The following is an 11824-nucleotide window of genomic DNA, read 5'->3' on the forward strand; positions in this document are numbered from 1 at the left end:
TGGCAATCCCGCCAGCAGCCAGTCATGAAAGGAAATTGACATGTCCAAGTTGATGCGCTCTCTGGTGGCCGCCGCCATCGCCGGCATTGCGTTCGCAGCCTCTGCTCAGCAAGCCGCAGACCACACCCAGCACCACCCGTCTACCTCGGCGGCCAGCACCACAACCCAGCAGGCCACACCCCAGGCTGGTATGCCGATGGGCATGTCTTCGATGCCGCAGATGCAGGAGCACATGCAGCAGCACATGGTCACCATGCAGGCACTTCGCGCCAAGATGGCAGCGGCCAAAACGCCGGCCGAACGCCAGTCTCTGATGGCAGCGCACATGAAGGCGATGCAGGAGGGCATGGACATGATGAGGGGCATGAAATCCATGGGTGGCATGTCTGGCATGCCGGGGATGGGTACCCCTGGCACCGCCACGCCGGACCTGACCCAGCGCCATCAAATGATGGAAATGCGCATGGACATGATGCAAAACATGATGGAAATGATGATGCAGCGCATGCCGCAGTCCCCCGCCAGTACCGGTGCCCAGTGACCGCGTCCACGTTCTGAGGCAGCGCCAGCTTTCGTTTTCAGTCCAGGAGATTTTGTGATGTCGATGTATTCGCGGCGGCAGTTTCTGAGCGGCGTGGGTGCTCTGGGTGCTGCGACAGCCTGCCCGGGCATCTGGGCGGCCACCCTAGCCCAGTCAGGCCTGTCCCCAGAACAGATCCTTCGCCTTGAGGCACAGGCGGCGGGCTTCTCCAACCCCTTGCGACTCCCGGGAAGCAGCGGTCTCTTTGGCGTTCTGCGTGCGACAGACTTCAAGGAAGTCCATGTGGTCCGCAGCGAGATCGAAGTGCTACCGGGGCAGCGCACCCCCGTCCTGGCCTACGCAGTGGAATCGGGTGGCAAGAAGTTCCTCAACCCGGCGCTTCTGGCCCGCCGAGGCGACGAGATGCGGGTGAAGCTGATCAATCACATCGATCAACCGACGGTCATTCACTGGCATGGCCTGGGTGTCGACTCTCGCAACGATGGCAATGGCCTCAACGTGGTGGCGCCGGGTCAGAGCATGGACTACGCGTTTGCCTTGCAGGACCGGTCGTCGTTGTACTGGTACCACCCCCACGCCCACGGATACATCCCTCAGCAGGCCTATCACGGCCTGGCCAGCCTGCTGTTTGTCGAAGACGATGATGAAGCCGCCCTGCGCAAGGAGTTGGCGCTGGCGCTGGGCGAATCCGAAATCCCGCTGGTGCTTCAGGACAAGGAGTTCGATGCGCAAGGGCGCCTCCAGTACGCGCCCAGTGCCGCCCAGTCTTTCGGTGGCTGGGTGGGCAGCCGGCTGATGGTCAACCTGACCGAGCGTCCCCACCTGAAGGCCGGGCGTCGCATCATGCGTTTTCGCATCCTCAATGGCAGCAACGCGCGCAGCTACCGGCTCGCGTTCCTGCAGGACGGCAAGGCGCTGGGCTTCTACCTGGCGGGCACGGACGGTGGCCTGCTCGCGCAGCCCTTGCGCATCGATCAGACCTTCCTCTCCCCGGGCCAGCGGCTGGATGTGCTGGTGGATTTCCGGGAAGCCAACCCCACCCGCCCGGTGACCCTGGCGTCCTTGCCCTTCGATCCGATGCACCAGGAAGGTGGTCACGACATGGCCACGATGGACCACAGCCAGCATGGCGCTGCACAAGGTGCCGACTCGCCCGCAGCGATGGCCATGGAAGGCGATGCGCTGGCGCTGATGCGTATCGACCTGGCGCCGTCCAGCACGCTGTACGACCGCCGTCTGCCTGCACGCCTGTCCAGCCTCACCGCCCCGGCTGAACCGGCGGGCGCCGCGCGGCGCATGCAACTGGGCCACGATGGCCAGGGCCACTGGACGATCAACGGCGAGGTGTTCGACCACGCGGCGGTCCCATTGACCGTCCAGCGGGGCGCGCGTGAAACCTGGCTGATCGAGAACGCCGAACGCAGCATGCCGCACCCCATGCACCTGCACGGGTTCTCGTTCCGGGTGCTCGAGCGCCTGGGCAGTCCCGCGCAGGTTCGCTCCCTGGCCGGTGCACGCGGCCTGCTGCCTCAAGACCAGGGTGTGGTCGACACCCTGCAGGTGTGGCCAGGTGAATCCGTGCGGATCGCCATCGACTTTTCGCATGTGCACCCAGGCGATCAGGACTACGTCTTTCACTGCCACACGCTGGAACACGCCGAGGCGGGAATGATGATGCGATACGCGGTGAAAGCCTGACCAACCCATGCACGAGAGGTCACCATGAACCACCAGATCCCTTCTCCAACGCAAGCACCCAAAAGTTTTTGGCGTACACGACATGGCGTCGGCCTGATGGCTTTGGGCGCGGTCGCGGCTTTCTTTCTGCTGACCGAGCACCGGGCACACCTCTTCGGCGCCCTGCCTTTTCTGCTGCTACTGGCTTGTCCATTGATGCATGTATTCATGCACCGGGGCCACGGCAGCCATGGCCATCACTCCGAAGCGGAGCAGCCACGGATCGGAAAAGACGAAGCAAGCCAGTCCAACCAGGGAGATCGGTCATGAACCATGGTGAAACGGGCTATGGATTGTGGTTTCTGGTGGCTCTCAACTCGGCCGTCTTCATCCTGTTCGCCTTCAGCTTTTTCAAACCGGCCACCGCGCGCGATTGGAGAACCTTTGGCGCTTTCTCCGCTTTCATCGTGGCGCTGTTTGTCGAGATGTACGGATTCCCGCTGACCATATATCTGCTGTCGGGATGGCTGGCGACCAGGTTTCCCGGACTTGACCTGTTGACCCACGACACCGGGCACCTGTGGTCCACCTTGCTGGGCGAAAAAGGAGACCCCCACTTCGGGGTCTTGCATCTGGCCAGCTACGTCTTTCTGGGGTCTGGCTTTTACCTGTTGTCGAACGCGTGGCATGTTCTGTATCACGCACAACGGCGGCATTCGCTGGCGACCACCGGGCCTTACGCCCGTGTCCGCCATCCCCAGTACGGCGCCTTCGTGCTGATCCTGCTGGGCTTCCTGCTGCAGTGGCCCACCTTGCTGACCTTGATCATGTTCCCCGTCCTGCTGTGGATGTACGGGCGGCTCGCCCACACCGAAGAAAACGAAATGCGCAAGCAGTTTGGTGCGGCTTACGACGCTTACGCCCTGCACATCCCCCGGTTCATCCCTCGCATGGGCAACACACCGTCAAAGGCTGACTCGATGCCGAAGAAATGACGTGGATGTTCTCTGGCGGTGGGCGTTTCATTTTTATGGAGGTTGATATATGAACACGATGGTCTTGCAAGTCGAGGGCATGAGCTGCGGCTCATGCGTCAAGCGCGTCACGCAGGCGTTGTTGCCACTTCCAGGTGTCAGCGGCGTGGATGTCGATCTTCCCTCTGGCCGGGTCCAGGTGAGCGGTGAGCTGGCGCATGGCGGCGAGCGGTTGATTGGAGCCTTGACTGGTGCGGGCTACCCCGCGAAGCTGGCGTCAGACGCTGCCACGGCTGCAGCACCCTCTCGGGCCAAAGCCTCGGGTTGTCACAGCGGCAGCACGGGCGGCTGCGGTTGCCGCCGATAGACATGAGATCTCAACTTTTGATTAAGGAGTAAAAGATGGTCGATGAACAAGATGGCTTGTCAGGCGGGCGGTGGTCGGTGGCGTCCATGGCCTTGGCCGGCCTGTTGGTGGCCATGGCGCCCTGGGCTGCATGGGCCCAGACAAACCCCGCGGCGACCACCGAGCAGTCGTCCAGCGAGCGGGGGGTGACGGTCAAGGTGACCGCGAAGACGATCGGGCAGCCGGGCAGCCCGTGGGAATTCGCTGTCGTGCTGGACACGCACAGCGCCGATCTGAGCGATGACCTAGCACAAAGCGCCACCTTGACAACCGACGACGGGCGGACCCTCAAGCCCACGGGCTGGCAGGGCGCGCCACCGGGAGGCCACCACCGCGAAGGCGTGCTGGCCTTTGAGGTGCCGGCGCCGCGCCCGGGGGCGATCGAACTCCGGATTCACCGGCCGGGCGAACCCGCGCCACGCAGCTTTCGCTGGCAACTCTGAAGGAGTCATTCCATGGACCAGTCTGACAACGATGCCCCTGCGCCTTCGTTCTGGCGCCGCCCGGCCGGCAGGGCACTGGCAACCGCCGCCCTGATCGCCGGGTTCTACCTGCTGCGCGAGCACTGGGGCCATGTCCTGGGGTTTTGGCCCTACCTGCTGTTGCTGGCCTGCCCGCTGATGCACCTGATGCATGGGCACGGCGGCCATGGCCAGCACGGCAACCATGCGCAGACGTCACCGCGCACCCACAACAAAGGATAGGCCATGGACATGCATGCACAGCATCATCACGGCAGTCACTCCCCGCCCCAGCCCGTCTCGCCCACCGATCTCAAGGACCCGGTGTGCGGCATGACGGTCACGGCGCAGTCGGCGCACACGCTGAAACACGAAGGTCGGCCCTATTACTTCTGCGGTGCCAAGTGCCAGGGCAAGTTTGCAGCGAACCCACTGCAATACCTGGTATCCGCAGCGCCAGCGGCTGCGGCTGCGGCTGCCGGCACGGTCTACACCTGCCCGATGCACCCGGAGATCCGCCAGGACCATCCGGGTACCTGTCCCAAGTGCGGCATGACGCTGGAGCCCTTGCTGCCGGAACTCGAAGACGACGACAACCCAGAATTGCGCGATTTCCAGCACCGCTTCTGGTGGACGCTGCCTCTAACCGTCGTAGTCACGGTGTTGGCGATGTTCGGTCATCAGCTGCAGTGGTTTGAAACCTCGACCCAGACCTGGATCGAATTGGTGCTGTCGATTCCCATCGTGCTGTGGGCCGGCTGGCCCTTTTTCTCGCGCGGCTGGCAGTCCGTGGTGAATCGCAGTCCCAACATGTGGACCTTGATCGGCCTGGGCACAGGGGCCGCGTTTGTCTACAGCGTGGTCGCGACGGTCACGCCCCAGGTGTTCCCGGACTCGTTCATCTCCATGGGCCGCGTCGCCGTGTACTTCGAGGCCGCCGCCGTGATCATCTCGCTCACGCTGCTGGGCCAGGTGCTCGAACTCAAGGCACGGTCGCAGACCTCGGCGGCCATCAAGTCGCTGTTGGGCCTGGCGCCCAAAACCGCCCGCCGCATCCGCGCCGACGGCACGGAAGAGGACGTGCCATTGACCCATGTGCATGTGGGTGACGTGCTGCGCGTGCGCCCCGGCGAAAAAATCCCGGTGGACGGCGAGGTGACCGAAGGCGGCAGTTCGGTCGATGAATCCATGCTCACGGGCGAGCCGATGCCCGTGTCCAAACGGGTGGGTGACAAGGTGATTGGTGCCACGCTCAACACCAGCGGCGCGCTGGTGATGCGCAGCGAGCGCGTGGGCGCGTCCACCATGCTGTCGCAGATCGTGCAAATGGTGGCCCAGGCACAGCGCTCCCGGGCACCGATGCAGCGCATGGCCGACGTGGTGGCGGGCTACTTCGTCGTCACGGTGGTAGGCATTGCCTTGCTGACTTTCTTCGGCTGGGGCCTGTTCGGCCCCGAGCCGCGCTGGGTGTTCGGCCTGATCAACGCGGTGTCGGTGCTGATCATTGCCTGTCCCTGCGCCCTCGGTCTGGCCACGCCCATGTCCATCATGGTCGCGACCGGTCGGGGAGCCACGCACGGCGTGTTGTTCCGGGACGCCGCGGCGATCGAGAACATGCGCAAGATCGACACCCTCATCATCGACAAAACCGGCACCCTGACCGAGGGCCGGCCGAGTTTCGAGCGCGCCATTCCGGCGCCCGGATATGACGCCGACGAGGTGCTGCGCCTGGCCGCCAGCCTGGACCAGGGCAGCGAGCACCCGCTGGCCGAAACCATCGTGCGCGCCGCCCGCGAACGCGGCATGGCGCTGGACAAGCCCGAGAACTTCGAATCCGGCTCGGGCATCGGCGTGCGTGGCCAGGCGGCCGGGCGCCAGCTGGCACTGGGCAACACCACGCTGATGGAACAAATCGGTGTCTCCGTCGCGGCGCTGGTGCCGCAGGCCGAGGCCTTGCGTGCAGAAGGTGCCAGCGTGATGCACCTGGCGGTGGATGGCCAGCTGATGGGCCTGCTGGCGGTGTCCGATCCGGTCAAGGCCAGCACGCCAGAGGCCTTGGCGACCCTCAAGGCATCGGGACTGCGCATCGTGATGGCGACCGGTGACGGCCTGACCACGGCCCAGGCTGTGGCCGCCCGTCTGGGCATCGACGAGGTGCATGGCGAGGTCAAGCCGGCCGACAAGCTGCTGCTGGTCGAGCGTTTGCAGAAAGAAGGCCGCGTGGTGGCGATGGCCGGTGACGGCATCAACGATGCGCCGGCACTGGCCAAGGCCGATGTGGGCGTGGCCATGGGGACCGGGACCGACGTGGCGATGAACAGCGCGCAGGTGACCCTGGTCAAGGGCGATCTGCGCGGGATTGCGATCGCGCGGGCGCTGTCGGAAGCGACCGTGGGCAACATGAAGCAGAACCTGGTGTTTGCCTTTTTGTACAACGCACTGGGCATCCCGGTGGCCGCCGGTGTGCTGTACCCGTTGACGGGCTGGCTGCTGTCGCCTTTGATTGCTGCGCTGGCCATGAGCCTGAGCTCGGTGTCGGTGATCGGCAATGCGCTGCGGCTGCGACACGGGAAACCCTGACGACGCCTTCCGATGGGCTTGGTCGGACCTGTTCAACAAGAACGGACTTTGAGGACAAGAAGGAGAACCTCGCCACGCTCTGCGGACCATCTCAAAAGGGCTTGACTCTGTGGTCGCTACAGGGTTTTAAATGCGCCGATTGCTTCAAAGCCATTCCGAGAACCCTCATGAGTACCCTGCATCCCGAAGAACCCCATGCCAGCCACTCCTGTGGGTGTGGAACCACCTGCGGAGCGGGGCCATCTGCCACCGTGGTGCCCCCGCCAAAACCGGTTCCAGAAGGTGTACCGGTTTTTCGTATCCCTACCATGGACTGCGCGGCGGAAGAGGGCGAAATCCGCCATGCCCTGGCCGATCTCCCGGGCCTGCGCAGCCTGAGCTTTCAACTGGGCGCACGTACGATTGCCATCGATGCCCCTGCCGAGTCCGTCCAGCAGGCGTTGGATGCCATTCGCAAAGCCGGATTCAATCCGGTTCCCTTGTCCGAGGGCGCGGCAGGCGAGCATTCCGGGCACGATCACGATCATCGGCATGATGACCGGGGCCTTGCGCTGCCAGAAGGTCTGCCCAGATACGCGCTGGCATTGTTGTTGGCCTTTGGTGCTGAAAGCATTTCATTTTTTGCGCCGAGTACCCTGGTGTTCACCGGCCTTGGCATGGCCCTTGCGGCGGCGGCCATCGGCTTGGCCGGGTTTTCGACCTACGTGAAGGGATTGGCCGCATTGCGCAACCGGCGTTTGAACATCAATGCGCTGATGACTGTCGCGGTCACGGGCGCGTTCCTGATCGGTCAGTGGCCGGAAGCGGCCATGGTGATGGCCCTGTACGCGATTGCAGAGCTCATTGAGGCCCGCTCGGTGGACCGTGCGCGCAACGCCATCAAGGGCCTGCTGAACATGACGCCAGAAATGGCCGAGGTCCAGCAAGCTGATGGTTCCTGGTCTGACGTTCTGGTCAAGACCGTCGCGATCGGCTCCATCGTCCGTATCAAGCCTGGAGCGCGGGTTCCCCTGGATGGCGAGGTTGTCGCGGGGAACACGTCCATCGATCAATCGCCTGTGACCGGTGAAAGCATTCCTGTTGACAAAGCGGCCGGAGATCTCGTGTTCGCCGGCACCATCAATGCGACCGGCATGGTTGAGGTCAGGGTCAAATCCGAGGCCAATGACACGCTGTTGGCTCGCATCATCCACGCGGTCGAGCAGGCGCAGGGGTCGAGGGCTCCCACCCAGCAGTTCGTGGACCGCTTTGCCTCCATCTATACACCTGCGGTGTTTGCACTGGCATTGGCCGTGTGTTTGCTCACGCCGTGGCTCATGGGCTGGACCTGGATGCAGGCCATCTACAAGGCGCTGGTGCTTTTGGTCATTGCCTGTCCTTGTGCGTTGGTGATCTCCACCCCGGTCACGGTGGTCAGTGGTTTGGCTGCAGCAGCTCGTCGCGGCATTCTGATCAAGGGGGGCGTCCATCTGGAAGGCGCTCGCAAGATCAAGGCTATCGCGCTGGACAAGACCGGCACCATCACGCAAGGAAAACCCAAGCTGGTGGCGACCGAAGTTCTGACTGGTGGCCCCGGTGAATCACAGGTCCTGCGCTGGGCCTCGGATCTGTCGGCCCACTCCGACCACCCCGTCTCACAAGCCATCGCACAAGGGCTTGTGAGAGAGAAGGGCGGCAGTCAGTTCAATGGGTTCACCGCATTGCCGGGGCGTGGTGTTGAAGCCCAAGCCGATGGATTGACACTGATTCTGGGGAATCACCGACTGATGGAAGAGCGCGGCCTCTGCAGTCCCCAGATCGAGGCGCGTCTGGCAGAGCAGGAAGCACAGGGCCGCACGGTCACGATGCTGGCGTCCAGCAGCCAGGTGCTGGCGATCTTTGCTGTGGCCGACACCATCAAGGAGAGTTCGCGCGAGGCCATTGCAGAGCTTCACGCTCTGGGTGTGACGTCGGTCATGCTCACGGGTGACAACGTTGCCACCGCCAAGGCCATCGCGATGCAAGCTGGGATTGACGATGCGCGCGGCAATCTGCTTCCGGAGGACAAGCTCGCCGCTATCGAGGCGTTGCAAAAACAATTCGGCTGTGTGGCCATGACGGGCGACGGGATCAACGACGCCCCAGCGCTTGCGCGCTCCGACATCGGCTTTGCCATGGGTGGCGCGGGTACCGATACGGCCATGGAAGCGGCGGACGTGGTGATCATGAACGACGATCTGCGCCGCATTCCCGAGACGATCAGGCTCTCACGCAAGACCCAGTCCATCCTCTGGCAAAACATCGCATTGGCTCTGGGCATCAAGGCCGTGTTCTTGCTGCTCGCCTTGTTCAACGGCGCGACGATGTGGATGGCTGTGTTCGCTGATATGGGGGGCAGTCTGCTCGTCGTTTTCAATGGACTGCGGGTGCTTCGCATGGGGCGCTGATTGGCATGCCCCGGTCTGAAAACCGCGCTCAGGGGGGCTCCCTCCTACCGGTGAAGCCCTGCCGAAATGTTTGGGTGGTCACGTTTTTGCGAGACAACCAAACGCAGATCAGCCGGTCACGCCGTCGTAGAACAGCTTCCAGCGGCCCTGTTCCTTGCGCCAATACTGGCGCTTGACCAGCCCGCGTGTTTCACCTTCCACGACCTCGGCAAAGTTGACCACCGTGACTTCGGTGCCGCGCTTCCAGCGAAAGATCGACACCTCCTTGAGATCGATGCGCCGGTTCTGGCGCGCTGGCGCTGCAGCGCGCACCAATGTCTTGAGCGGTCGGTCCTGTGCCCCGTCGTCTGCCTGGAAGTCCCGGGCGGACAGGGCCTGGATCGTCGCCCAGTCGCCCAGTGACCTGGCTTCCGTCCAGCGTGAGAGCAGTTGGCGGAACTCTGCTTTGTGGGCGGAGAGCGTGTCCGGTCTGACCCAATTCACCTCATCGGCAATGATGACCGGCGTGCGGCGTGGCTCCAGCTCGCGCATGAGGTAGGCCATGTCATCGTTGGCCAAAGCGACACAACCCTCGGTGGCGTAGGGGCTGCGGACGTAGGACACGCGAGGCACGCCATGCAACCAGATGCCGCTGCCCGTGCGGCCCATGCGGCGGTCGTGCTCGTTCGGGTAGTTCAGCGGCAGCGCCCCGATCCCGTACAGCTCTTCGACCTGCTGGTCGTCCAGCCGGCTGGTGATGTGGTACACGCCCAGCGGCGTGCGCAGATCGCCTTCCACCTCTTTGTCGAAACCCGCCCGACCGATGGACGCGTAGAAACTGCGGATCAGTTGCAGGCCGCCGGACTGCTGCGCAAACACGTAGACCCGTGAATGGCTGGCGTCCACGACGACCACATGCCGAACATTACCAGCCAATTCCAGCACTTGCTCCGGCACCGTGCCGGGCGGAGGCATCTCGCTGAGCGAACCGAGGCGCCGGGCGGCCTCGGCGCGCAGCTTTTGCAGTTGCTCGCGAACGGCCGGTGGGCCATCCTTCACTGTGGCGAAGCTGGGCAGCGTTCCACTCTGGGTCATCAGAAGGTCCCCATAGACGAGTTGCCCCAACTGGAAACCAGGCACGTCTCGCACCAGCGCTGCGGCCAATGGCAGGGCTTGCCGGTTCCCGGCTGCGATGGCGTGGTAGACCGCGATGAGGCGTGCTTCCGGCGACGAACGCAATGAGCCGGCAAGCACAGCGCCATCGTTCAAGCTGCTCCTGGCAGTCTGGCCGGTGGCCTGTCCGATTGGCAGGACCAGAGATGCACCCGCGAGCGCAGCTCGGGAGAGCAGCTTTCGACGAGTAGTGGACAGATTGGATGTCCCTGTCATGAGATCGGTCTGTCCGAAGGTCATTGCGCGTCGGCCAGGGCGACGGAAGCGGCCATGGCGAGCTGTTCCCGAATGGTCTTGGCCTCTTGCTTGAAGCCGGGTAGTTGGGCAACCGCAACGGTCGAGACCAACGAATCGCTGGAGATCCGCGACGGGTTGGTTTGCACGCCTTTGACGAGGTATTCAAAGTGCAGGTTCGGGCCTGTCGCCGTCCCGGTGGAGCCGACCGTTCCGATGGTCTGGCCTTGCTGCACGCGTTGGCCCACCCGGACGGCGATGCGTTCCAGGTGCGCATACGCAGTGGCGGCTTTGTCGGGGTGCTGGATCACGACGTAGTTGCCATATCCACCTTGGCGACTCGCGAAGCTCACCACGCCGTCGGCCACGGTTCGGATAGGGGTGCCGGTCGGCGCGCCGTAGTCCGTGCCCTTGTGGGCTTTCTGCCCCCCGAACACCGGGTGGATACGTGGCCCGTAAGAACTGGTGACCCGGGAAAACGCCAGGGGAGAAGCCAGGTAGGCGCGTCGCTGACTCGCCCCATCTAGGCTGACAAATTCGCCCGCTTTGCCAGGCGCCTGGAACCACATGGCCTGGTGTGTTTCCCGGCCATGCTGGATCTCGGCGCCCAGCAGCTGTCCTGTGAACAGGATTTCGCCGTCCAGCTCGAAGGCTTCATAGACAAGATTGACGCGCGTACCACGCCGCAGATCGTGCTGAAAGTCGAGGTCTCCGGAAAAGGCCTCGACCGTCTGCGCGGCGATGGCATCTGGAATGTCGGCCTGATCGGTGGCCGCGTAGAACGAGGAGCGAATGGTGAGCGAGCCGAACCGCACCAGGCGACGTGGCGTGGGCTGTTCGAGCCGGGCGTTGAATCCAATGTCTTGCCGCTCCACCACCAGTCGACTGACGCGCTGCTTGTCGGCGTCCACCCAGCGCACCGACAAGGTGCTCAAGCGCCCCTCGGGGGTACGGGTGACAGAAGCCAGCTTGCCAGAAGCACCCGTCAGCAGCAGCCGTGATGTGGTGTCACGGGCGAGAAAGCTCTGTGCTTCACGATCATCGACGCCCAGCCGTTTGAGCAAGGCCTGCAGGGAGTCGTCTCGGCGGGTGAGCTGCGATTGGTGAATCAGAAACTCGGGCGCCGATGCCGTCAGCGCAGGCTCCGCCAGAGGGGTATCCATGGTCTCCACCACCTGCCGGACCGGCCACTGGGCGGCGTCAGGCAAGGTAGGTGAGACGCCAAAGGCCACGACACCCGTGCCCAGCAGCAAGGTGCCCAGGGCGGCCAGCACGGGCCGTCGGTGGCTGTGGATCAGTGTTTGCAGATTGCGCAAGTGGACAGGCTTCATGGCAAGGCAGGCAGTGGCTTTATTCCCAGGGCTTGAAGCGCC

At 63.8% G+C, this 11824-nt stretch carries 11 protein-coding genes; 9 read left to right on the forward strand and 2 right to left on the reverse strand.

The genetic code is table 11. From position 1 onward, the window contains the following. Positions 1-40 precede the first annotated feature (40 nt). The 9 genes from K5880_RS02595 to K5880_RS02635 all read left to right on the forward strand — a co-directional run bounded on the left by K5880_RS02595 (position 41) and on the right by K5880_RS02635 (position 9065). Positions 41-541: a hypothetical protein gene (locus tag K5880_RS02595; protein ID WP_079364953.1), complete on the forward strand. Its 501-nt coding sequence runs from the start codon at positions 41-43 to the stop codon at positions 539-541. A 57-nt stretch (positions 542-598) separates the two neighbouring features. Beyond that, complete coding sequence (locus K5880_RS02600) at positions 599-2239, forward strand: multicopper oxidase domain-containing protein (RefSeq protein WP_079364952.1); 1641 nt, start codon at positions 599-601, stop codon at positions 2237-2239. A 24-nt stretch (positions 2240-2263) separates the two neighbouring features. Continuing rightward, complete coding sequence (locus K5880_RS02605) at positions 2264-2548, forward strand: DUF2933 domain-containing protein (protein WP_079364951.1); 285 nt, start codon at positions 2264-2266, stop codon at positions 2546-2548. Then, complete coding sequence (locus tag K5880_RS02610; protein ID WP_079364950.1) at positions 2545-3213, forward strand: isoprenylcysteine carboxylmethyltransferase family protein; 669 nt, start codon at positions 2545-2547, stop codon at positions 3211-3213. The genes K5880_RS02605 and K5880_RS02610 overlap by 4 nt, the downstream gene beginning before the upstream one ends. A gap of 79 nt (positions 3214-3292) precedes the next feature. Continuing rightward, the gene (locus K5880_RS02615) at positions 3293-3559 is read left to right on the forward strand and encodes a heavy metal-associated domain-containing protein (RefSeq protein WP_297648502.1); all 267 of its coding nucleotides are present in this window, start codon (positions 3293-3295) and stop codon (positions 3557-3559) included. A gap of 35 nt (positions 3560-3594) precedes the next feature. Continuing rightward, positions 3595-4041, forward strand: coding sequence for a hypothetical protein (locus K5880_RS02620; RefSeq protein WP_079364948.1), 447 nt, complete (start codon positions 3595-3597; stop codon positions 4039-4041). Positions 4042-4053: 12 nt separating this feature from the next. Then, positions 4054-4302, forward strand: a complete 249-nt coding sequence (locus K5880_RS02625; RefSeq protein ID WP_079364947.1) for a DUF2933 domain-containing protein — start codon at positions 4054-4056, stop codon at positions 4300-4302. A 3-nt stretch (positions 4303-4305) separates the two neighbouring features. Further along, positions 4306-6639 (forward strand): heavy metal translocating P-type ATPase, encoded by a 2334-nt coding sequence (locus K5880_RS02630; protein WP_179130009.1) that lies wholly within the window; start codon positions 4306-4308, stop codon positions 6637-6639. A 251-nt stretch (positions 6640-6890) separates the two neighbouring features. Next, positions 6891-9065 (forward strand): heavy metal translocating P-type ATPase, encoded by a 2175-nt coding sequence (locus tag K5880_RS02635; RefSeq protein ID WP_297648505.1) that lies wholly within the window; start codon positions 6891-6893, stop codon positions 9063-9065. A 108-nt stretch (positions 9066-9173) separates the two neighbouring features. On the opposite strand, the gene K5880_RS02640 is transcribed toward K5880_RS02635, so the two are convergent. Beyond that, complete coding sequence (locus tag K5880_RS02640) at positions 9174-10313, reverse strand: L,D-transpeptidase (protein WP_179130008.1); 1140 nt, start codon at positions 10311-10313, stop codon at positions 9174-9176. Between the two features lie 140 nt (positions 10314-10453). Further along, the gene (locus tag K5880_RS02645; RefSeq protein ID WP_079364944.1) at positions 10454-11782 is read right to left on the reverse strand and encodes a M23 family metallopeptidase; all 1329 of its coding nucleotides are present in this window, start codon (positions 11780-11782) and stop codon (positions 10454-10456) included. Between the last annotated feature and the right edge of the window lie 42 nt (positions 11783-11824).

Source organism: Hydrogenophaga sp. (assembly GCF_025699295.1).
GTDB lineage: Bacteria > Pseudomonadota > Gammaproteobacteria > Burkholderiales > Burkholderiaceae_C > Hydrogenophaga.

Excerpts from the sequence above, each read along its gene's own strand:
- K5880_RS02600 (WP_079364952.1), top strand. The coding sequence starts at position 599 with ATGTCGATGTATTCGCGGCGGCAGTTTCTGAGCGGCGTGGGTGCTCTG.
- K5880_RS02630 (WP_179130009.1), top strand. The coding sequence starts at position 4,306 with ATGGACATGCATGCACAGCATCATCACGGCAGTCACTCCCCGCCCCAG.
- K5880_RS02620 (WP_079364948.1), top strand. The coding sequence starts at position 3,595 with ATGGTCGATGAACAAGATGGCTTGTCAGGCGGGCGGTGGTCGGTGGCG.
- K5880_RS02625 (WP_079364947.1), top strand. The coding sequence starts at position 4,054 with ATGGACCAGTCTGACAACGATGCCCCTGCGCCTTCGTTCTGGCGCCGC.
- K5880_RS02610 (WP_079364950.1), top strand. The coding sequence starts at position 2,545 with ATGAACCATGGTGAAACGGGCTATGGATTGTGGTTTCTGGTGGCTCTC.
- K5880_RS02595 (WP_079364953.1), top strand. The coding sequence starts at position 41 with ATGTCCAAGTTGATGCGCTCTCTGGTGGCCGCCGCCATCGCCGGCATT.
- K5880_RS02605 (WP_079364951.1), top strand. The coding sequence starts at position 2,264 with ATGAACCACCAGATCCCTTCTCCAACGCAAGCACCCAAAAGTTTTTGG.
- K5880_RS02615 (WP_297648502.1), top strand. The coding sequence starts at position 3,293 with ATGAGCTGCGGCTCATGCGTCAAGCGCGTCACGCAGGCGTTGTTGCCA.
- K5880_RS02645 (WP_079364944.1), bottom strand. The coding sequence starts at position 11,782 with ATGAAGCCTGTCCACTTGCGCAATCTGCAAACACTGATCCACAGCCAC.